Raw genomic sequence first — 21,969 nt, 5'->3', positions numbered from 1 at the left:
AGGCGCAGGCATGAAAGGGGTAGCCTGCAAACGACAGAGTGTAGTCGCCTCTGACGGGCAAAAGTTGAAGGAAATAAGGATATCTGTCAGGGCGGGGTAATTATGCCTGTTCCTTTATTAATCGCAGCACAATCGTCATAAAGGCGTGAAATGACTTTGCTATGCTGAAAAACAGACAGTTTGCAGGCAAATCAGGAGCAGATAATGAGTCAGAATCAAACCCGGCAGTTGGGTGACAGTGGTATTACGGTGCCGTTACTGACGTTTGGCGGCAATGTGTTTGGCTGGACGGTGGATCAATCCACCTCCTTTTCTCTGCTGGATGCGCTGGTGGATCGAGGGCTGTGGTTTATCGACACCGCGGATGTCTATTCCCGCTGGGCGCCGGGCAATAAAGGCGGTGAATCGGAAACCATTATTGGTGAGTGGCTGAAAAAAAGCGGCAAGCGCGATCGGGTCGTGCTGGCAACCAAAGTCGGTATGGAGCTGTCCCCGGAGAAAACCGGGCTGAAGCCGCAATATATCCGTCAGGCGGTCGAAGATTCACTGCGCCGGTTGCAGACCGACTACATCGACCTCTACCAGGCGCACCGTGACGATCAGGACACGCCACTGGCAGACACGCTGAGCACCTTTGACAGTCTGATCCGCGAGGGGAAAGTGCGGGCGATTGGTGCCTCGAATTACAGCGCGGCGCGGCTTGAGGAAGCATTAAAGATCAGTGAAACGGAGGGGCTGGCGCGCTATGAAACCCTGCAACCGGAATACAACCTTTATGACCGCCAGCCCTATGAGTCGGCGCTGGAGCCGGTGGTCAGGGCGCACGGTTTAGGTGTGATCAACTACTACTCACTCGCCAGCGGTTTTCTCAGTGGTAAATACCGTGATGCAGCGGATGCCAGTAAAAGCGCGCGGGGGCAGGGCGTGGTAGACAAATACCTCAACCCGCGCGGTTTGCGGATCCTGGACGCGCTGGATGCGATCAGCGATGCGCATCAGGTGACACCGACGCAGGTGGCGCTGGCCTGGCAGATTGCCCGGCCCGGTATTACCGCACCGATTGTCAGTGCTACCTCACTTAAACAGCTCGACGATCTGACTGGCGCCATGCAGCTGACGCTGACCCCGGCACAGATTGATCAACTGGATCAGGCCAGCCAGTAAACACAAGGGGCGATAGCGCCCCTTTTTACGCTGTATCTGTCAAAAAATACGCACCTCGCCCAGAGAATAACCAATCAGAGATCCCGATCACAAATGCGTTAATAAACGGATGTTACGGGTAATTATGCGCACGTATTTACAAAAAACAGAGGTTATCCAGCACTATCCTCTGCGCGTCATTTTCCGTAACTTACATAAGAATAAGCAAGATGAAAAACAGAAAAGCAGAGCAGCGTTTCCCGCTGCGCCGTGTGGCAACCGGCACCCTGATCCTGGCCATGTTTTCCGCGCAGGCGTTGGCCGCTGATGCTTTCAGCCCGGACTCCGAATGGATGTTTGGTGACTGGGGCGGGTACCGAACGCAGCTGCAGGACGACGGCATTAAGTTTGACGTTAACTACACCATGGAAAGCGCCGCGAATTTAGGCGGCGGAGCCGATACCAATACCACCATGCGCTACAGCGACCAGTGGACGTTCGGCACCAATTTCGATCTGCAGAAGCTGCTGGACTGGCAGGATGCCGAGTTTCAGATGACCGTCACCAGTCGTAACGGGCAGAATCTTTCCGATCAGGTCGCGGATCAACGCACCGGTATGCTCTCCTCAGTCCAGGAAGTTTATGGTCGCGGTCAGACCTGGCGTCTGACGCAGTTCTGGTTGCGCAAAGGGCTCTTCAACGATGTGGTTAATATTAAAGCCGGACGGGTAACGGTAGGTGAAGATTTCGATAATTTCGATGGCAATTTGTTCCAGAATCTGGCGCTGGGCAGCGGGCAGGCGGGTAACTGGCGTGGCGATCGCTGGTTCAACTGGCCGGTGTCGCAGTGGGGCGGCCGGGTTAAGTTCAATATCACGCCGGATGTCTTCTTCCAGGTCGGTTTCTATAATCAGAACCGTGCTAACTACGATCGCGGCGATGGCTTCCGTCTGGATACCAGCAATTCAGAAGGCAATCTGGTGCCGGTCGAACTGGGCTGGAAACCGACCTTCGGGCCGGAGAAATTACCGGGTAACTACCGCATCGGTTATTACTATTCGTCAGTGGATGGCGATGTCTATGGCAGCTGGCGCAACGGTGGCTATCAGGATCAGGCGCATTCCTACGGCGGCTATCTGTTATTGCAGCAACAGCTGACCGCGCAGGATGGCGATGTGAATCGCGGTCTGGGCGTGCGGGTTCAGGCGGTGATGAACGATCACAAGACCTCGAAGACCGATAACTACCAGTCTATCGCCTTTACCTGGACTGGACCGTTCGATGCCCGTCCGCAGGATGAGATCGGTGTGGGCGCATCGCGTATTCACGTGAACAGCGACTATACCCGCTCATTGCGTCAACAAAATCAGGCCAATGGCGAGAGCCGCTTTGACAGCCCGACTTATCTGCCGATTCAGGAAGGTTCAGAGTACAACTATGAGGTTTACTACAACGCCAAAGTGACGAACTGGATGTCACTGCGACCTAACCTGCAGTATGTGGTGGCACCAGGCGCGGTGAGCGAAGTGAAAGATGCGTTTATCGGCGGTATCAGCGCCAATATTGCATTCTGATTTACAATAAAAACGGCACCTAAACAGACGACTCCCAGACTTAAAGCGATGGGTGTATACGCCAGTAGCAAAGCATAGCGGGCCTGGGATGGCCCGCGCTGAGCCCGCCAGGGATGGCGGGTTTTGCGTCTTTGCGAAAGGCGTATGCTCCCTGAGCCTGCTCTCAGTGATCCGCAAACAAAAACAGCACCTTCAGGTGCCGTTTTTTATTGCAGCGCAGCGTAGAGCAGAATTAACGGAACATCACTTCCGCCCAGCGGGCCAGCCCTGCGGTGACGGAGGCGAAATCATCGCCTCCCGCAATCGGCGTGTCCGGCAGCGTCTGCTGCAGCGCTGCGCGCAGCAACGGTGAGCGCGCACTGCCGCCGGTCAGATAAATCACATCGGGCTTAATCTGGCTGGTGGCCAGCGCGAGCTGCACCTGCTCCAGAATTTTCTCCAGCGGCTGACTGATGGCATCCTGCAGCTGATCCACGCCAATCTCTGTCTCTAATGCCGCGGCAATAAAGTCGAGAGAGGCGGTCTGCGCCGGGCTGGATGACAGCGCAATCTTGCTCTCTTCCGCGGCGCGCACCAGGCGATAACTGAGCTTCTGCTGCCACACTTTCAGCAGACGAGCCACAACATCACCCTGTTCCGCATCCCGTACTAAATCCCGCAGCCACTTGCCGCAGGCGGGGCTATAAAAGTCGCTTTGCGCCGGAACATCATTAATCGCGATGGCGTTCCACCACGGCAGGGCAGGCAACGCGGTGCCTTTCAGGGTGTTACCGCCCAGGCCCAGTAACGGCATCAGAGTCTTAAACGTCAGCATAATATCCAGATCGTTACCGCCCACGCGGCAACCGCTGTGGCCCAGCAGGCTTTCCCGCCGGTCCGCCTTATCACGCCATTCTGGTCCCATCAGCAACATCGAGCAGTCGGTCGTACCGCCGCCGATATCCACCACCAGAACCGTCGTCTCCTGCTTCAGCGTCGCTTCGAAATCGAGCCCGGCGGCGACCGGCTCAAACTGAAACTCCACGTCGCGGAAACCGGCGCGGTGGGCGGCGCGCAGCAGAATGCCTTCCGCCTGCTGGTTAGACTCTTTGCTGCCTAAGCCCTGGAAGTTGACCGGCCGCCCGATCACCGCCTGATCGATGGGCTGATCAAGCTGGCTTTCACCCTGCTGGCGGATGTGCAGCATCATGGCGCAGACCAGATCTTCAAACAGGGCGATCTGCTGCGGCTTCAGGCCACTGGCACCGAGGAACGATTTGGGCGATTTAACGAACCAGACATCTTCGGGGTCGACCATGTAATGCTGCAGCGCGGTGAGGCCGAACTGCACGCTGTTGGGCTGGACCTCGATATCCTCTTCGCGGTTATAACGCATCGCACGCTGCAGCAGCGCCGTGGTTTCGCTGTCAGGTGTCGCCACCTGATGATGACGATAGAGCCATTCGCTGATCGACTCGCGGGTCGGCGCACAGATCATTGACGGCAGCAGGCGCTGATCATTTTCCAGCGTTAACAGACGTGGCGTGCCATTTTCGCTGACTGCAATGGCGCAGTTAGCCGTGCCGTAATCGAATCCTATGAACATTTTCGCCCCCATGCCGGAAAAAAGGGGGCGACTTTAGCGCAGCTTCAGCAGGGTGGCAAGCAGGCAGCGCGGGAATTAACGGATAGCGAAGATGCGATCTTCAGCCAGAGAACGCAACGGCTGACGCTCGGCTACGGCACTGCCCCAGACGCCATCCACATCAAGGGTCGCCAGCGTGCTGAGTACGGCGGGTACTGAAATTGGCCCGGCCAGGACCGAGATATTGCGCTGTTTTGCCTGGCCCTGAATGATGGTCAGCAGCATCTCATCCATCAGATTATTATGAACGTTAGCAACCAGTTCAGGCGCCAGCACCAGATAATCAACTACTTCGTCGCTCAGCAGATTGAAGGCATCCAGATTACGGCCAAAATGCTGCAACACGACACGACAGCCACACTGCCGCAGTTGCATTAGTGCGGCATAGAGCTGATCGCCTTTGCTGAGCACACTGGCTGCAGGGAAAGCGAAACCACAGCGGCTGTCGGAGAGACCCTCGGCAACAAAGCGCTGACAGAGTTGCTGCACACAGGCGGCATCGCTCAGAACCTGTGCATTGAGTGGCAGGATCACCGGAATGCCTTTGTTATTCAGCCTCTGCACATCGTGACGGAAAAAAGCATCCAGAATAGTGTTATCCAGCTGCCGCCGCAGCGTATCGTCAGACAGGTTATTGCGCAGCAACGTTTCATCCACCAGCAGCCCGTCAGCCGTTAACAGCTGAACCTCAAGCAGCCAGATAAAGGCTGCCTGCGGTGTTTTGGGCGGCGCAACGGCCCAGGCAGGCAGTTCGATCTGCAGCGCATCAATCATTGCTGCATCCATGCCCTGATGATTACCTGGCAGCGGTAACCGATGCTGTTCATAGATGACCAGCCGTCCGCGCCCGCTGCGTTTGGCGTTGTAACAGGCGATATCCGCCTGCGAAAGCACGTCGCCGCTCTGGCAGTTATCCGCTGAAATCTGCGTAACGCCCGCGCTGGCACCCACATGATAAAGGCGGCCCAGCCACTGAAACCGGTAATGATTGACCGCGGCGACGATGCGCTGCACCACGTCATGCGCCTGAGCGACTTCGCAATCTGGCATCAGCAGCGCAAACTCGTCACCGCCCAGCCGGGCCAGGAAATCGCTGCTTCGCAGATGTTGCTGCATTAAATCAGAGAGCTCACGCAATAACGCATCGCCTGCGGCGTGTCCGGCGCTGTCATTGACCGCTTTAAACTTATCCAGGTCGATAAACACCAGCACATGCTGATGCTGATGTTCAGCGGCATCAAACAGCAGACGTTTAAGCTGAAGCTCGAAACTGGCACGATTCGGCAGGCGGGTCAGGGTGTCATGCAGCGCGCTATAGCTCAGCCGCTTCATCAGTTTGCGGGATTCGCTGACATCCTGAATAACCATGACGGCACCCTGTTCCAGGCCCGCTTCGGAGCGCAGCGGTGTGATGCTGTAGTGAATATCGATATGGCCGCCTTCGGGCGTATGCAGCACCAGATCTTCCGCGAGCCCAGGGGTGATTTTTTCCGCCGGCAGCTGGCATAACAGCAGATTTTCGACTTCCGGGCCGTTACGCCCCTGAGTGATATGCAGCAGTTCACTCAGCGGCTGACCGGCTGCCTGTTCCTGCGAGAGGCCACTCATCTTTTCTGCTACCGGGTTCATAAAGGCGACGCGCATCTCTTTATCGGTGCTGATCACCGCTTCGCCGATGGAATCCAGGGTGATCGCCATGCGCTCTTTCTCCTGAAACAGTGCTTCATTCAGGTTGCGGAGTGGCGTGATGTCCTGGCAGATACCCAGCATGCGCTCAATGCGCCCCTCTTTGCTCAGTTGCCGGTTAGCCTGGGTACGTACCCAGCGCTGTCCTTCAGCATTGACTACGCGATACTCCATGTGGAACGCGCTGCGCAGTTCAATTGCCTGCTGTACCGTCATCGCGGCATATTCCCGATCGGCGGTGTGCAGCAGATGGATCCAGAGGTCATAGCTGGGCGACTCATGCGGCGCAAGGCCAAACAGGGCGTACATGCGCTTATCCCACAACATCTCGCCGGTCAGCAGGTTCCACTCCCACACGCCGATGCCGCCCGCCTCGTTGGCCAGCGTAATACGCTCCATCAGCCGGCGGTTCACCTGCTCACTCTGCTTCAGCTCTGAGATATCGATAATCTGCGCAATAAAGTAGAGCGGGGCATGACTGCTGTCGCGCACCAGCGAGACCGTCAGCCGCGCCCAGACAATTTCGCCATCCTTACGGAAATAGCGCTTTTCGAAGGTATAAGTATCAATCTCGCCTTCCAGCAGCCGGCTCACATGCTGCAAATCGAGTGAGAGATCGTCGGGATGGGTAATCTGCTGAAAGGTCAGACGCTTCAGCTCTTCTGCCGGATAACCCAGAGTCTGACACAGAGATCGATTCACCTGCAGCCAGTTGCCCTCAGGTGCGACGAGCGCCATACCGATGGCGGAGTACTCCATAGCATGCCGGAAGCGGGTTTCGCTGTCAGTAATATGAAGTTTTTCACGCCGGGACGCATCCATCACCAGCGACATAATATGGCTGGGGATTAACACCAGCAGAAATGGCAGCCAGCTGGAGACCGGGCCGAGGGCGCTGTTGTTATTGACCACGTTGACCAAATCAAAAGCCAGCAGCATTGAGATAAAACTGGCGTTCAGGAAGAACAGGACAAACGCCTGCAGCTTGGGCAGGCGAACTGCACACCAGAACAGGATTACCACAATAAAGGTAAAGGGCCACGGCAGGAAACGCAGTGCCAGATAACTGGCCCCGAGGGTAAGCAGCAGCGTCAGCAGCGATTCGGCCAGGCGCAGATCGCTGAACTGCGCGCGCCGCAGCGGCCAGGGCAGCAGAAGCAGCATCGGGCCTAACACCAGCATGCCGATGATCTCGGAGATTACCCAGGTATAGAAGAAGGGAAACGAGGCATGACCGCTGACCTGTAGCGTCCAGATCGCGAGCAGGCCGCCAAGCACCGGCGTCACGATGCCGACTGACAACACCATCCTGGCCCAGTCGTTGAGCGAATTCAGCGGCGCGCGCCGATTTAGCAGGGCGCGCAGCAGCATGCCACCTATGCCGGCCTGAATAAGATTAAGCAGCGCGAATTTAATATTAGAGAGAGCAGGTCCGATGATGATGGCATTAGCCCCCGCGGTGCCCAGCACACAAGCGGTCAACAGCAGCGGCAACTGTCGTGACGGGCAGCGGAAAACCACGACGGTCATTAAGGTGGTCGGGAACCAGAGCGGGGAAATCTTCCCACTGACAACAATCAGTTCAAGACAGAACAGGGTCAGGACAAACACCACGCAGCCAAGCACCAGGGCCGAGAGCCAGCGGTTTGGCATGTTATTTTGCGGGGACAGGATCTCTATCGTCATGCGGACTTCCGGCAGGGTGCAGGGCTCCGCAACGGCGAATCAGGCACCAGTCATTCTCTGACTGCATGCTAGCACATTCGGCAAAGAAAAAAGGGGTGAAATCAATATTGCCCGTTATTCGGCGAATTGACGGGCACGGTATAATTGATTGCCAGCGTGTTGATTACTGGCGGAAAAGATCGGCGCGGGTATAGGGTTTTTCCAGGCCCGCGAGGCTGGCAGAGAAGCGCTCCAGAAACTGCTGCGTCGTCGCGACGCGACCGTGACCCATCAATACAAACGGCACTAACAGCGCGGCACCCACCTGCGGCCAGCTGAAGCCTTTTAATGAGGTACGGCGCTGCGAAATCAGAAACGCGGTGCTCAGCGTAAAGCCCAGCAGCAGACCGGTAGCGACCTCACTTTTAGAGTGGGCGTGGATCACCAGGCGGGAGAAACCGACCATCAGGGGGATCAGGTAACCGACGCCTATCGCCGCAATGCGCCACAGGGCTTTCCAGCGCCCGGAAACCAGCCATAACATGACCGGCCACAGCGTGGCGGACATGGCGCTGTGACCGCTGAAACCGGTGAAATTAAAGCGGGCGCTGCCAATGCCAAATCCCAGAAACAGGATTTTCGAGAGGCTGACAGTCAGCCCAGCCAGGCCAAAGGCCACAATCCAGTAAAAGACCGTAAGACGATTGTCACTCTTCCACGGCAAAATCAGCGCAATAATCACCGCTGTCGGAATCAACAGCATGCTGTCGCCAAAATAGGTCAAAGTCTTCCAGTGCATACCACTCCTGATGCATCATTCGGTCGGAACGTTTGCGACACGCGTCGTCAGAACAGCGTGCCGCACAGGCCATTTTATTTATAGTATGGTGTGACGTTAGTTTATCGGTGAAATGAGTGGCGTCCAAAGGAGAAAGTCTGAAAAGTCGCCGACGCCATTTTTGTGGCATCAAAAGGCCGAAATCCCTATACTTAGCGCGAACACACCCTCTCCATTTCGGCCCGTCCACTGCCCGCGTAATGTGTGACCAGTGGCAGGCTCCAGTTATCAGGTCTCAAAAAAGTATGACTGACAAGTCTCATCAGTGCGTGATTGTAGGCATTGCCGGCGCTTCCGCATCCGGTAAAAGTTTAATTGCCAGCACGCTCTATCGTGAAATCCGTGATCAGGTAGGTGACGAGCACATCGGGGTTATCCCGGAAGATGCTTATTACAAAGATCAAAGTCACCTCACCATGGAAGAGAGGGTTAAAACCAATTATGACCATCCGAGTGCGATGGATCATGATTTGCTGTTGCAGCATCTGCAGGCGGTGAAAGCCGGTCAGGATATTGAGCTGCCGGTTTACAGCTATGTTGAACACACCCGCACCCAGCAAACGCAACACCTGAAGGCCAAAAAGGTCATTATCCTTGAAGGTATTCTGCTGTTAACCGATGCCCGTCTGCGCCAGGAACTCAACTTCTCTATCTTCGTGGACACGCCGCTCGACATCTGTCTGATGCGCCGCATGAAACGTGACGTCAATGAGCGTGGCCGTTCAATGGATTCGGTAATGAGTCAGTATCAGAAGACCGTGCGTCCGATGTTCCTGCAGTTTATCGAGCCATCAAAACAGTACGCCGATATTATTGTGCCGCGCGGCGGAAAAAACCGTATCGCCATCGATATCCTCAAGGCGAAAATCAACCAGTTTTTTGAATAATGCACGTCCGTCCGGACGTGGTGCAGACCGGCGGCAGCCACGCATGCCGGTTTGCTACACTTATGTCATGGAGTTACCGCAATGAGATTATGCGATCGCGATATCGAAGCCTGGCTGGACAATGGCAAACTGGCCATTGAGCCGCGCCCGCCGGTCGAGCGCATTAATGGTGCCACGGTCGATGTGCGTCTGGGTAACCAGTTCCGTACCTTCAGCGGTCATACCGCGGCCTTTATCGATCTGAGCGGCCCGAAACAGGAAGTGAGCGCGGCACTGGACCGGGTAATGAGCGATGAGATCGTGCTGCCTGATGGCGAAGCCTTTTTCCTTCATCCGGGTGAACTGGCGCTGGCGGTGACGCTGGAGTCCGTGACGCTGCCCGACGATCTGGTCGGCTGGCTGGATGGCCGCTCTTCGCTGGCGCGTCTTGGACTGATGGTTCATGTGACGGCTCACCGCATTGATCCAGGCTGGCAGGGCCGTATCGTGCTGGAGTTCTACAATTCAGGTAAACTGCCGCTGGCGCTGCGTCCCGGTATGTTAATTGGCGCGCTAAGTTTTGAACCGCTTTCAGGCCCGGCTGCGCGTCCCTACAACCGACGTGAAGATGCGAAATATCGCGGTCAGCAGGGCGCTGATGCCAGCCGTATCGATAAAGACTGATTTGAGGATGTAATGAAAAGAGTGATAACCACGCTGGCCATCCTGTTAGTGGTGGTCGTAACGGGAATGAGCGCGCTGGTGCTGCTGGTCAATCCCAACGACTTTCGTGCCTATATGGTGCAACAGGTCGAACAACGCAGTGGTTATCGCCTTGAAGTCAGCAGCGATCTGCGCTGGCATGTCTGGCCTCAGCTCAGTATCCTGGCAGGCCGGATGAGTCTCACCGCGCCGGGTGCCAGCCAGCCGCTGGTTTCGGCAGAAAACATGCGGCTTGATGTCGATCTCTGGCCACTCTTATCCCATCAGCTCAGCGTCAGTCAGGTACTGCTGAAAAATGCGATCGTGCGGGTCACGCCAGAGAGCAGTGCGCAGCGTGCTAAAAATGCGCCGCAGGGGCCGCGCGATGCGGAGCCAGCCGCGGCGTCCAGCGGCTGGTCATTTGATATTGCTAAGCTGCAGGTAGCCGACAGTCTGCTTATCTGGCAGCAGCCGGGCGGCGACGAATATAATTTTCGCGACCTCAATATTAATATGGAACAGGACGCGAATAAGCTGGCGACCCTGTCGCTGAGCACCAGTCTGATGCGCAATCAGCGCAACGCGACCCTGAATCTCAAAGGTCAGCTTGATGCCGCACAATATCCCCATCGTCTCAGCGGCCAGTTGCAGCAGCTTGATTACACCCTCTCCGGTGCCGATATTCCGGTTCAGGGAATCAAAGGCTCTCTGAGCCTGCAGGGCGAATGGAATGGTGACCGCCAGCAGTTCTCCTTCAGCAATCTGCAGCTCACCGCCAACGACAGTACACTGACCGGGCAGGGCAACGGACAGATTACTCCGCCACAGCAGCTGGCGCTGGATCTGAAAGCCAGCACGCTGAATTTTGATAATTTGCTCACCAGCACGCCGGTCTCTGAAACATCTGGCGTGCAGCATGCCACTGTGGCCCGTTCCCCGGTGATTGCTGCCCCACGGGAGCGCAGCAATGCCGACTCTCCGCTGAATGACCTGAACCTGGCGCTGAAATTACAGGCGGATAGTGTGATATGGCGCGGCCTCTCCCTGACCGGACTGGCGGTAAACGCCAGCAACCAGCAGGGACTGATGACACTGAACACGCTTAGCGGCAAACTGGGCAATGGCAGTTTCTCGGTTCCCGGCAGCATCGATATTCGTCAGCCGGAAACGCAGGCCAGCCTGAAACCGCAACTCCGGTTGATTGCCATTCAGCCACTGCTTAAAGCGTTTGACCTGCCGGAAAGCCTGCAGGGAAATCTGAGCCTTGATGGCGAGCTGTGGGGCAATACGCTGACGGTTGAGGCGGCAAAACGACGCTGGCAGGGCAGGGCGACCATCAGCGCCAGTAACCTGAAGCTGGCACAGCTTAATCTGCAGCAGATGGTGCAGCGTGCCGTGGCACGGGTCAGTGATAAAGTCAGCAGTCAGGAAGCCGCCGATGAAGGCATTGAGTCGATCAGTGGTCAGGTCGCGCTGAATAAAGGCGTTCTCAGCTTCAGCGATATCAATGGCAATGGTCAGAATCTGGGCCTGCAGGGCGCGGGTAAAGTCGACATGGTGCAGCAACAGTTGGACCTCACCCTGGGGCTGAAAATCAGCGGCTGGCATGGCGACGAGGCGCTGGTGAAGACGCTCTCCAGTCAGCCGGTTCCGCTGCGTATGTATGGTGACTGGAACAGCCTGCAATATTCTCTGCCGGTGGATGCCGTGCTGCGTGACCGTCTTCAGAGTGAAGCGAAGTCACGACTGAATCAGTGGATCGATCGTCAGAAAGAGGGCGAGAACAAAGAGAACCTGAAGAAAATCATGCGCCCATAGCGGGCGCATGCTGTCAAACCGGGTGAATGCTTACACCTCGTAATCGCTATCGGGCTGCAGCAGAATGTCGACTTTCTGAACCCGATGATTTTCCACCTGCAGGGTTCGCAGCAGATAATCCCCCAGCTGCAACACTTCCCCTTCCTGAGGGATATGTTGCAGCTTATCCATCAGTAATCCTGCCAGCGTATGATAATCACGCTGCTCGTCCAGCGGCAATTTCACATAGAGCGCCAGGTCTTCCAGCGGCATGTGGCCGTTGGCAATCCAGTGTCCCTCTCCCTGAATCTGAATATCGTAGCGGGCATCAATCTCTCCCGCCTCATTCGGCAGATTGCCCGCGATGGTTTCCATCACATCACTCAGGGTCACCACGCCCTCCACTGAACCAAACTCATCCACCACAAAAGCAAAGTGAGTATGGGCCTGCCGGAACTGTTCCAGCGCCTGCAGCAGCGTCAGACGTTCAGGAAAGACCAGCGGCTGCCGAATCAGGGCGCGCAGATCGAGTGAATTATGGTGCAGCGACTGGTGCAGCAAATCGATGACATGCACCACGCCCAGCGGTTCGCTGGAATTGTCCGTTATCAGAATGCGTGTGTGCTGGTTGCGGTCGAGGCGTGACATGATCTCTGCCGGGTCATCACTGAGATCGATATGTTCGACATCATGGCGTGAGGTCATGATGCTGTTAACGTGGCGCTGACCCATGCCCAGCACCCGGGCAATCATCACCCGCTCCTGGCGGTTGAACAGCATGCTGGCGTCGCTGTCAGCAATCAGCGACGAGGTTTTTGCATCCAGTTCCGCCGGTTCCGCTGCACCGCGCAGCATCCGTAACACCGCTTCCGCCGTGCGCTGGCGCAACGGGCGACCCGCCGACAGCACACGCCGACGGTTAAAGTGGGCCAGCTGGTTGAGTGCCTCAATGATTACCGAGAAGCCGATAGCCGCGTAGAGATAGCCTTTGGGAATGACAAAGCCAAAGCCCTCCGCCACCAGGCTGAAGCCAATCATCAGCAGGAAGCTTAAGCAGAGGATGACAATCGTAGGATGGTTATTCACAAAGCGGGTCAGCGGCTTGCTGGCGAGCAGCATCAGCAGAATGGCGATGGTGACCGCAATCATCATGACCGGCAATTCATTCACCATGCCGACGGCGGTAATTACCGCATCCAGCGAAAAGATGGCATCCAGCACCACAATTTGCGCCACCACCGGCCAGAATTTAGCGCCGCCTTTTTGTTGACCAGCATCGTCATCATGGCCTTCAAGGCGCGCGTTCAGCTCTGTTGTGGCTTTAAATAACAGGAAAATCCCGCCGGACAACAGCAGTAAGTCGCGCGCACTAAAGGGGTGACCGGCCAGCGTAACCCAGGGTTCTTTCAGCGTAACCAGCCAGGAAAGCGAAGCCAGCAGCAATAAGCGGCACACTAATGCCAGCAGCAGTCCGATTACGCGCGCGCGGTCGCGAAGGGGGCCGGGAAGCTTCTCAACCAGGATGGCAATGAAGATCAGATTGTCGATGCCTAAAACCAGTTCCAGAACGATTAGCGTTACTAATCCCGCCCAAAGCGAGGGATCTGCAATTACCTCCAGCATGTGTTGTTCACCTGAATGTCTTAAATTGGGTTTTCTCTGATGATAGTGGAGTGCGAAGCCGCGTACAAATGGCAGGGCAGGGAGGGATAACCAGCACAGCGCGATATATCGTGCAAAATATGAACATAACAGTGTGACGCTTTGATTAAATTCACAGGGTGCAGGGAAGACTATTCTGAGTCATTTTGTCACGGGAAAGTGATATTCACCTGCCGGGCTTATGAGATTTATCTCACCGGGAGTATGGCATTAATCCGAATTGTACAGAAAGGATTGCACTGCCTGTCAGGCATCAATACTAATTGCTGGTAGTCTTTTTCCTAAAATAGTCCAGGGATGGCGGGACCTGCTTGTAAACAAGCCAGTAATAACTAGTATAGCAACAAGTTAGCAAACTCTGTCCCAGAGTCGTAATTTGCGTGCCTATTCGACATTAATCGAAATGTGACGAATGAGTTATTCGCTAAAAAACGTCTGTATGATGCGCTGCGGTAACGTAAACGCATTACGGGGAGCAATATGAATGATGACAGCGATATTGGCAGCGACAGCCAAGGGCGGTAGCGTGCCTGAATCGCGTTTTTCGTTGATAAAATGAGCAGTGCTGGCGGTGCGTAAAGTCAGAGTAATCTGTTGGTATTCATCACAATATTATTGGTGTCATGGTTAAGATCACTGGCGTAAACGCCGCAGGAGCTCCCCTTAGAAACGGCTCAGTCTGGAAAGGTTTCATCGCTTAACGATTAAACAGGCGATAGCCGTTGCGGGTTTAAGGAAATAAAATAAAGAGTTAAATATGCGCGATACTGAATTTACGTTTAAAAGTCTTATTACCAAATTAATGCTGGCATGTTCAGATTTAATTTGTTTCAACGCAGCGTTATTTGTGGCGATGATGCTAATTAATGCTCAGTCAGGTTCGCCGCTGGCAGATATTTCTGAAAAAGAAATGAATTTAAAAATTGCCACACACATTTGCCTGTCGGTAATTTGTATTGGCTGGTTCTGGGTAAGGCTGCGTCACTACACTTACCGCAAACCTTTCTGGTTCGAATTAAAAGAAGTTTTTCGTACCATTCTTATATTTTCTGTTATCGACCTGTCGATTACCGCGCTGTCACAGTGGCAGATGTCGCGTTTCGTCTGGTTACTGACCTGGATTCTGGCGCTGATTTTAATTCCGACCTGTCGCGCACTGGCTAAGCGTCTGCTGAATAAAAATGGCTTGTGGAAAAAACAGACCATTATTATCGGCAGCAGCAAAAATGCGCACGAAGCCTGGCAGGCGCTGCAAAGTGAAGAGGTCATGGGATTTGACGTCATCGCCTTCTATGACGTTGACGGAACCTGTCCTCAGGAGATCATGAACGGCGTACCGGTTCTGCGCGACGAGCAGGAGCTGTGGAGCCTGACTAACAGCGAAACCCAGTTTATCGTGGCAGTAGAATATGAGCAGAGTCAGTATCGCGATGTGTGGCTGAAATCGCTGGCGATGCACAACTGTCGTTCAGTTTCTGTCATCCCGACGCTACGCGGTGTACCGCTTTACGGTACTGATATGGCCTATATCTTCAGCCACGAAGTGATGATCCTGCGGGTTCAGAATAACCTGGCAAAACGCACTTCGCGTTTCCTGAAGCGAGCCTTTGATATCGTCGGTGCGCTGTCGATTATTCTGATGCTGATGCCGGCACTGCTGGTCCTGGGCTTCCTGGTTGGCCGTGATGGCGGACCACCGATTTATGGTCACGAACGTGTCGGCATGAATGGCCGTAAATTCAAATGTCTGAAATTCCGTTCAATGGTGATTAATTCAAAAGAAGTGCTGGAAGAAGTGCTTCGTACTGATCCGATTGCGCGTGCGGAATGGGATAAAGATTTCAAACTCAAAAATGATCCACGTATTACTAAAGTGGGCCACTTCATCCGTAAAACAAGCCTCGATGAGTTGCCTCAGCTCTGGAACGTGGTGCGCGGTGATATGAGTCTGGTCGGGCCTCGTCCGGTCATTGAAGATGAACTCTGTCGTTATGCTGGTGATGTTGATTATTACCTGATGGCTAAACCAGGCATGACGGGATTGTGGCAGGTCAGCGGTCGTAATGATGTTGACTATGAAACCCGCGTCTATTTCGACTCGTGGTACGTGAAAAACTGGTCACTGTGGAATGACATCGCCATTCTGTTTAAAACAGTGGGCGTGGTGTTGAAACGCGACGGTGCCTATTAATCGTGAGTCGGAATGAGCGTGCTCACGCGCGCTCCGAGGTGTTATGCCGTTGTCAGGCGTGTCGTTAATAGCGGCCATCATCAGGGATATCGCAGTGCATCTATAGTCCGCTATGATGCAAGGCGTTTCGGGTACACCCTGGTTGATGGCCACTACTTATAACAAGTGGAGCAAGGATAATGAACGACAGGTTCAGAGCTTAAGGCTTAAGTCAGCCAGGATTTACTTTTTGTTGGACGCTTACACAGCGGCGGTTTCGCCTCTATCAATAAATAACTGATAGCGAAGATCTAAATGATTACAATCAAAATGAAATTGATACCCTTGCTGGTATCCGCCACATTCCTTGTCGGGTGTACTGTCGAACCCGGTTCTCGTCTTTCTACATCAGGAAAAGATGTTATTGAGCAACAGGATAGCAACTTTGACATCGATAAATATGTCAACGTCTTCCCGTTAACGCCTTCACTGGTTGAGAAAATGCGTCCTAAGCCTCTGGTGGCTCAGGCGAACCCTTCACTGCAGAACGAAATTCAGAACTATGAATACCGTATCGGTGTGGGCGATGTCCTGACCGTGACGGTCTGGGATCACCCGGAACTGACGACACCTGCGGGCCAGTACCGTAGCGCCAGCGACACCGGCAACTGGGTACATTCTGACGGCACTATCTTCTATCCTTACATTGGCCGTGTGCGTGTAGCGGGCCGTACTGTTGGCGAAGTGCGTAACGAAGTAGCACGCCGCCTGGCACAGTACATTGAAAGCCCACAGGTTGATGTGAGCATCGCCTCGTTCAAATCACAGAAAACCTATGTCACCGGTTCGGTCACGACTTCAGGTCAGCAGCCGATCACTAACGTGCCATTGACGATTCTGGACGCGATTAACGCTGCTGGCGGCCTGGCCCCTGATGCTGACTGGCGTAACGTCGTGCTGACGCACAACGGTCGTGAACAGCGCGTCTCTCTGCAGGCACTGATGCAGAATGGCGACCTGAGCCAGAACCACCTCCTCTATCCGGGCGATATCCTTTACGTTCCGCGTAACGATGATCTGAAAATCTTCGTGATGGGTGAAGTGAAGCAGCAGGCGACCCTGAAAATGGACCGTAGCGGCATGACGCTGGCGGAAGCACTGGGCAACGCGGCCGGGATGGATCAAACCACCTCTGACGCCACCGGCGTCTTCGTTATCCGTCCACTGCGCGGCACCGATCGCAATAAGATTGCCAACATCTATCAGTTGAACACCAAAGATGCGGCATCCATGGTGATGGGAACCGAATTCCAGCTTCAGCCATATGACATCGTGTATGTCACCTCAACGCCGCTGACGCGCTGGAACCGTGTGATCTCGCAATTACTGCCAACCATTGCGGGTATCAACGATGTGAGCGAGAGCGCACTGCGTATCCGCAACTGGTCGAACTAAGGTCTGACCATGATTACGTCCGTGTTAGTCGTTTGCGTTGGCAACATCTGCCGCTCTCCGACCGGAGAGCGCCTGTTTAAACGTGCGCTGCCCGATTTAGATGTTCGCTCTGCCGGCCTGGGGGCGCTTGTCGGCCACCCGGCCGACAAAATGGCATCCTCTGTTGCCGAAGCGCAGGGTCTGTCGCTGGAAGGCCATCAGGCACAACAGTTAACAGCCGAAATGTGCCGCAACACTGACCTGATTCTGGTCATGGAGAAGCGACATATTGAACAGGTGAATCGCATCGACCCCGCCGCACGTGGCAAAACCATGTTGCTTGGGCACTGGCTCAATCAGAAAGAAATTGCGGATCCGTACCGAAAAAGCCGTGAGGCCTTTGAAGAGATTTACGGATTACTGGAAAACGCTACCCAGAAATGGGTCAACGTATTAAGCCGATAGTTGGGATTATCCATGAATATAAAAAATAAGGTCAGAACCGCGCCGGGCGAGGAGTCGAATGGATGGGATCTGGCACATCTTGTGGGACAGCTCATTGACCATCGCTGGATCATTGTTGCCGTTACTGCATTTTTCATGCTGGCGGGAACACTCTACACACTGTTTGCGACACCGATTTATAGCGCTGATGCATTAGTTCAGGTTGAGCAGAAGAATGCCAGCACCGTTCTGAACGAGATTGACAGCATTCTGCCACCGACACCTGCCTCTGATACGGAAATCGAGATTCTGGAATCCCGTATGGTCATCGGCAAAACCGTTGACGATCTGGGTCTGGATACCGTGGTTGAGCAGAACTACTTACCGGTCATCGGCAAGGGTCTGTCGCGCCTGATGGGCAACAAACCCGCCAGTATCGCGATTTCGCGTCTGGAAATCCCACGCACTATCGACAAACGTAACGTTGAACTGGAAGTGACCGGTCCGGATAGCTACACCGTCTCTAAAGATGGCGATGAGCTGTTCAAAGGTAAAGTCGGCCAGCTGGAGTCGCACGGCGACATCAGCATGCTGGTAAGCGAGATTCATGCCGATGAAGGCACCAGCTTCACCGTGACCAAGCTGAATGACCTGCAGGCGATCCGTTCTGTGCTCTCTAACCTGACCGTGGCAGACAAAGGTAAAGATACCGGCGTACTGGGTCTGGAGTATCTGGGTGAAGATCCGGAGCAGATCAGCAAAGTGCTGAACCAGATTGTGAACAACTATCTGTTACAGAACGTTGAACGCAAGTCAGAGCAGGCCGAGAAAAGCCTGGAGTTCTTACGCACGCAGCTGCCTGCCGTTCGCAGCAAGCTGGATGAAGCAGAGAACAAGCTGAATACCTTCCGTCGTCAGAACGAATCTGTTGACCTGTCACTGGAAGCGAAATCTGCCCTGGACTCCTCTGTCAGCGTGCAGAGTCAGTTGAACGAACTGACCTTCCGTGAAGCAGAAGTCTCCCAGCTGTTCACCAAAGATCACCCGACTTACCGCGCGCTGCTGGAAAAACGCAAAACGCTGGAAGGTGAGCAGGCTCAGCTGAACAAGAAAATTTCTGGCATGCCACAGACTCAGCAGGAAATCCTGCGTCTGACCCGTGACGTTCAGTCTGGTCAGGAGATCTACATGCAGTTGCTGAACCGTCAGCAGGAGCTGGGCATTAGCAAGGCGAGCACCGTGGGTGATGTCCGCATCATTGACAGCGCGCAGACCGCTAACTCACCGGTTGCACCGAAGAAGCTGCTGATCATTGCTGCGAGCCTGATTCTGGGTCTGTTCGTATCAGTAGGTCTGGTTCTGCTCAAAGCACTGCTGCATCACGGCATTGAGAATCCGGATCAGCTGGAAGAGCTGGGTATGAATGTCTATGCCAGCGTTCCACTGTCTGACTGGCAGCGTAAGAAGGATACCGAAGCACTGGCGCGCCGTGGCAGCAAGGTGAAAACCGATCCGCACGAAACGCTGCTGGCATTGGGTAATCCGACTGACCTCTCCATTGAAGCGATTCGTAGTCTGCGTACCAGCCTGCACTTCGCCATGATGGAAGCGAAAAACAACATCCTGATGATCACCGGTGCCAGCCCGGGTATCGGTAAAACCTTTATCTGTGCCAACCTGGCGACTCTGGTCGCGAAAGCAGGTCAGCGTGTTCTGTTTATCGATGGCGACATGCGTCGTGGTTATACCCACGAACTGCTGGGCGCGGATAACAAATCTGGCCTGTCAAACGTGCTGTCTGGCAAAACTGAGTTCAGTCCGGCGCTGATTCAGCAGGGCGTGTACGGTTTCGACTTCCTGCCACGTGGTCAGGTTCCGCCAAACCCGTCTGAGCTGCTGATGCATCGTCGCATGGGTGAGCTGCTGGAATGGGCGAGCAAGAACTACGACCTGGTGTTAATCGATACGCCACCCATCCTGGCCGTCACCGATGCCTCCATTATCGGTAAGCTGGCCGGCACCTCACTGATGGTGGCGCGTTTCGAAGCCAACACCACCAAAGAAGTGGACGTCAGCTTCAAGCGCTTTGCCCAGAACGGTATTGAGATTAAAGGTGTGATCCTCAACGCCGTGGTGCGTAAAGCTGCTAATTCATATGGCCATGGTTATGACTACTATGCCTATGACTACAGCAAGCCCGAAAAAAGCTGATCATTGAGTAATAAACAGGGGGCGGTCTGACCGCCCCTTTTTATCGTCCCTTTGAATGACGACACGCATCAATTTACACAGGTTATTCTGTCCAAACCCACGAAAGCGATACCTCTATAAATCGCATGGCGAGCGTCACTCAACAGAATTCATCACCAGCATGGCATCGCCTGCACGCAACTTGTGACCGTGCTATCAGACCCGGAAAAGCAAGCCGGGAAGGCGAAGCGTGATTATTGCTGGCATGAGAACTTGTGGAATTAAGGAATCACACCATGGCTCCATATTGGTATGTATCAGGCTTTTTACTGCTGCTTTCGCTGTTTGAAATATTGCTAAAAAAAGACGAACGCACCTCCCATATTCTGACTTATCTGCTCTGCATCGCGACCGTGACGCTGATTGTGTTCGGCGGTATCCGCGGACTTGGCACGGGCATGGATGATTATCAGTACCGCAGCTTCTTTGAAGATTTCGTCCGGCGCATCGAGGTCAACGGCTTCTTCAATACCGTAGCATTTTTCCGCTATGAACCGCTGATCTTTGCCATTGCCTGGCTGACCAGCCTGGTTTCCCATAATGCCAGCGCCTTTCTGTTTGTCTTCTCGATCCTCGCGGTGGGGACGAACGCCATCTTCTTTAAAAAGATGTCACCTTATCCGGTGCTGGCACTGGCGCTCTATTCGGCCCATATCTTTATTAACAAAGATGTTAACCAGATCCGTTTTGGTCTGAGCTCGGCCTTTTTCCTGGGAGTAATCTGGACGCTTTATCTGAAGCGTTACTGGCTGGCGTTTGGCTTCTTTGTTCTCTCATTTATCAGCCACAATACTGCGGTCATGGTGGTCACGCTGATCCCCTTCCTGTTCCTGCGTGAACGTCGCTGGTTCCCGATTGCGATTATTGTGTTGAGTATTCCGGCTTCGAAAGTGGGTGGGATGGGCTTCGTTACAGCCATTGCCGGCCATCTGGGGGGATTAGGGGAGAGGGCCGCTGGCTACAACAATGACAACGCAGCGACAGCCAGTACCGGCAGTGTTTTCTCGGTTTCGAACCTGAAAAACGTGGCGCTGGTCTTTATTTTTGTCTACTTCATGCTGTCGAACCGCCTGAAGCGTGACAATTATGATGTCTGGCGACTGAATTACCTGCTGATTATTACCTTCGCAATCGGGGGGGCTATCAGGATCTTTTTCTACAACTACTCATCGGGCGCTCGTCTCTCAAACTACCTGCTGCAGGTAGAGCCAATAGTGCTGACGCTGTTGATCTACCAGTCTAAGAGAGCCTGGAAGCCCGCGATGTTTGCGATGTTTGTCTTCTTCCAGATGTACTACCTCTACTACAACACCATCTCGCTTAAACAGGCGGTTGTGGGGTATGAAGTGGCGCGTGAATTCAAGTTAGTTCACTAAGACGAGAGCTGAAAATGATTCGATTCCTCCCCCTGTTAGTGATTGCTGCGCCGTTAATGGTGCAGGCAGCCGATGCTCCGGCTGCGGTTGTTATCGCAGCCTATGGCGACTCGACGACCGCCGGTGTGACCTCTTCTGGCGGACGTAATGTCATCAGCAAAGAGAATGAAATGACTTATCTGCAGCAGATGCTGCAGGAAAAATATGGCCCGGACATCCGTATTGAGAATCATGGTTCGCCAGGCGCACAGGTTTCAGAACTGATTAACGCGAAAGAGAGCTGGGAACAGCGTATGGCGCAATCCGATGCCAGCATCATTCTCATCAACTATGGCATCAATGATGCGCGCGTCTTTTCAGGTAAAAACCACTCTCATGGCGCAGAAAGCCCGCAGGATTTTAACCGTATCCTGACGGGCCTGGTGAAAACGGCGAAAGCGCATGGCAAACAGGTGGTGCTGCAGCAGCCTAATCCGCTGTGTGGCCGTGCAGAGCAATGGAATGTCTGGCCTTATGTCTATCAGATAAATGCGGTGGCCCGCGAACAGCAGGTCCCGGTAGTAAGACAGTATGAACTGATTAAGCAGCAGAAAACGTGGAACAGTCAGATGTCTCCTGACTGTATTCACCCGACGAAAGATCTTTATCAGTTAAAAGCGCAGCAGACGTTCGCGCTGCTGAGCCACGATTTTGATGCCGTTTTTAAATCGACTCACTAATTAAGTTATTTAAAAACAG

Annotated in this window: 15 protein-coding genes; 11 read left to right on the top strand and 4 right to left on the bottom strand. The window is 54.2% G+C overall.

Annotated features, from left to right (window positions below; genetic code table 11):
* Positions 1-204: 204 nt before the first annotated feature.
* Both NIM72_RS05745 and NIM72_RS05740 read left to right on the top strand, forming a co-directional pair.
* Complete coding sequence (locus NIM72_RS05745) at positions 205-1,164, top strand: aldo/keto reductase (RefSeq protein ID WP_253419301.1); 960 nt, start codon at positions 205-207, stop codon at positions 1,162-1,164.
* 209 nt (positions 1,165-1,373) lie between these two features.
* Positions 1,374-2,717 (top strand): carbohydrate porin, encoded by a 1,344-nt coding sequence (locus NIM72_RS05740; protein WP_253419298.1) that lies wholly within the window; start codon positions 1,374-1,376, stop codon positions 2,715-2,717.
* 232 nt (positions 2,718-2,949) lie between these two features.
* Here NIM72_RS05740 and yegD read toward each other — a convergent pair whose 3' ends face one another.
* The 3 genes from yegD to NIM72_RS05725 all read right to left on the bottom strand — a co-directional run bounded on the left by yegD (position 2,950) and on the right by NIM72_RS05725 (position 8,491).
* The gene (gene yegD / locus NIM72_RS05735; RefSeq protein WP_253419295.1) at positions 2,950-4,302 is read right to left on the bottom strand and encodes a molecular chaperone; all 1,353 of its coding nucleotides are present in this window, start codon (positions 4,300-4,302) and stop codon (positions 2,950-2,952) included.
* 75 nt (positions 4,303-4,377) lie between these two features.
* Positions 4,378-7,713, bottom strand: a complete 3,336-nt coding sequence (locus NIM72_RS05730; RefSeq protein WP_222925237.1) for a diguanylate cyclase — start codon at positions 7,711-7,713, stop codon at positions 4,378-4,380.
* 163 nt (positions 7,714-7,876) lie between these two features.
* Entirely contained in the window at positions 7,877-8,491 is a 615-nt protein-coding gene (locus NIM72_RS05725; protein WP_161732278.1) for a phosphatase PAP2 family protein, read from the bottom strand.
* Positions 8,492-8,775: 284 nt separating this feature from the next.
* Here NIM72_RS05725 and udk point away from each other — a divergent pair, with 284 nt between their 5' ends.
* The 3 genes from udk to asmA all read left to right on the top strand — a co-directional run bounded on the left by udk (position 8,776) and on the right by asmA (position 11,916).
* Entirely contained in the window at positions 8,776-9,417 is a 642-nt protein-coding gene (gene udk, locus NIM72_RS05720) for a uridine kinase (RefSeq protein WP_004571279.1), read from the top strand.
* Between the two features lie 81 nt (positions 9,418-9,498).
* On the top strand, positions 9,499-10,080 hold the full coding sequence (gene dcd / locus NIM72_RS05715) for a dCTP deaminase (RefSeq protein WP_004571280.1): 582 nt from the start codon (positions 9,499-9,501) through the stop codon (positions 10,078-10,080).
* A 12-nt stretch (positions 10,081-10,092) separates the two neighbouring features.
* On the top strand, positions 10,093-11,916 hold the full coding sequence (gene asmA / locus NIM72_RS05710; protein WP_253419292.1) for an outer membrane assembly protein AsmA: 1,824 nt from the start codon (positions 10,093-10,095) through the stop codon (positions 11,914-11,916).
* 30 nt (positions 11,917-11,946) lie between these two features.
* On the opposite strand, the gene NIM72_RS05705 is transcribed toward asmA, so the two are convergent.
* Positions 11,947-13,518 (bottom strand): TerC family protein, encoded by a 1,572-nt coding sequence (locus NIM72_RS05705; RefSeq protein ID WP_161732282.1) that lies wholly within the window; start codon positions 13,516-13,518, stop codon positions 11,947-11,949.
* A gap of 796 nt (positions 13,519-14,314) precedes the next feature.
* Here NIM72_RS05705 and wbaP point away from each other — a divergent pair.
* The 6 genes from wbaP (at position 14,315) to NIM72_RS05675 (ending at position 21,950) form a co-directional block, all read left to right on the top strand.
* Positions 14,315-15,748 (top strand): undecaprenyl-phosphate galactose phosphotransferase WbaP, encoded by a 1,434-nt coding sequence (wbaP, locus tag NIM72_RS05700; protein ID WP_222925241.1) that lies wholly within the window; start codon positions 14,315-14,317, stop codon positions 15,746-15,748.
* Positions 15,749-16,042: 294 nt separating this feature from the next.
* The gene (locus tag NIM72_RS05695) at positions 16,043-17,182 is read left to right on the top strand and encodes a polysaccharide export protein (protein WP_033733244.1); all 1,140 of its coding nucleotides are present in this window, start codon (positions 16,043-16,045) and stop codon (positions 17,180-17,182) included.
* A gap of 9 nt (positions 17,183-17,191) precedes the next feature.
* Entirely contained in the window at positions 17,192-17,626 is a 435-nt protein-coding gene (locus NIM72_RS05690) for a protein-tyrosine-phosphatase (RefSeq protein ID WP_013358465.1), read from the top strand.
* Between the two features lie 12 nt (positions 17,627-17,638).
* Positions 17,639-19,816, top strand: coding sequence for a tyrosine-protein kinase Wzc (gene wzc, locus NIM72_RS05685; RefSeq protein WP_161732286.1), 2,178 nt, complete (start codon positions 17,639-17,641; stop codon positions 19,814-19,816).
* 275 nt (positions 19,817-20,091) lie between these two features.
* Positions 20,092-21,231: an EpsG family protein gene (locus NIM72_RS05680; protein WP_161732288.1), complete on the top strand. Its 1,140-nt coding sequence runs from the start codon at positions 20,092-20,094 to the stop codon at positions 21,229-21,231.
* A gap of 14 nt (positions 21,232-21,245) precedes the next feature.
* Positions 21,246-21,950 (top strand): SGNH/GDSL hydrolase family protein, encoded by a 705-nt coding sequence (locus tag NIM72_RS05675; RefSeq protein WP_253419290.1) that lies wholly within the window; start codon positions 21,246-21,248, stop codon positions 21,948-21,950.
* The last annotated feature ends 19 nt before the right edge of the window (positions 21,951-21,969 follow it).

It is taken from the genome of Pantoea sp. B550 (genome assembly GCF_024158165.1).
GTDB classification, from domain to species: domain Bacteria; phylum Pseudomonadota; class Gammaproteobacteria; order Enterobacterales; family Enterobacteriaceae; genus Pantoea; species Pantoea alfalfae.
Note: the sequence above shows the minus strand (reverse complement) of the source record. Positions and strands in the feature narration are given on the sequence as shown.

Bases quoted from the DNA above. Each gene is read 5' to 3' on its own strand.
- NIM72_RS05695 (WP_033733244.1), top strand. From the start codon at position 16,043: ATGATTACAATCAAAATGAAATTGATACCCTTGCTGGTATCCGCCACA.
- asmA (WP_253419292.1), top strand. From the start codon at position 10,093: ATGAAAAGAGTGATAACCACGCTGGCCATCCTGTTAGTGGTGGTCGTA.
- yegD (WP_253419295.1), bottom strand. From the start codon at position 4,302: ATGTTCATAGGATTCGATTACGGCACGGCTAACTGCGCCATTGCAGTC.
- wbaP (WP_222925241.1), top strand. From the start codon at position 14,315: ATGCGCGATACTGAATTTACGTTTAAAAGTCTTATTACCAAATTAATG.
- NIM72_RS05705 (WP_161732282.1), bottom strand. From the start codon at position 13,518: ATGCTGGAGGTAATTGCAGATCCCTCGCTTTGGGCGGGATTAGTAACG.
- NIM72_RS05725 (WP_161732278.1), bottom strand. From the start codon at position 8,491: ATGCACTGGAAGACTTTGACCTATTTTGGCGACAGCATGCTGTTGATT.
- NIM72_RS05680 (WP_161732288.1), top strand. From the start codon at position 20,092: ATGGCTCCATATTGGTATGTATCAGGCTTTTTACTGCTGCTTTCGCTG.
- NIM72_RS05745 (WP_253419301.1), top strand. From the start codon at position 205: ATGAGTCAGAATCAAACCCGGCAGTTGGGTGACAGTGGTATTACGGTG.
- NIM72_RS05675 (WP_253419290.1), top strand. From the start codon at position 21,246: ATGATTCGATTCCTCCCCCTGTTAGTGATTGCTGCGCCGTTAATGGTG.
- wzc (WP_161732286.1), top strand. From the start codon at position 17,639: ATGAATATAAAAAATAAGGTCAGAACCGCGCCGGGCGAGGAGTCGAAT.
- NIM72_RS05690 (WP_013358465.1), top strand. From the start codon at position 17,192: ATGATTACGTCCGTGTTAGTCGTTTGCGTTGGCAACATCTGCCGCTCT.
- udk (WP_004571279.1), top strand. From the start codon at position 8,776: ATGACTGACAAGTCTCATCAGTGCGTGATTGTAGGCATTGCCGGCGCT.
- NIM72_RS05730 (WP_222925237.1), bottom strand. From the start codon at position 7,713: ATGACGATAGAGATCCTGTCCCCGCAAAATAACATGCCAAACCGCTGG.
- dcd (WP_004571280.1), top strand. From the start codon at position 9,499: ATGAGATTATGCGATCGCGATATCGAAGCCTGGCTGGACAATGGCAAA.
- NIM72_RS05740 (WP_253419298.1), top strand. From the start codon at position 1,374: ATGAAAAACAGAAAAGCAGAGCAGCGTTTCCCGCTGCGCCGTGTGGCA.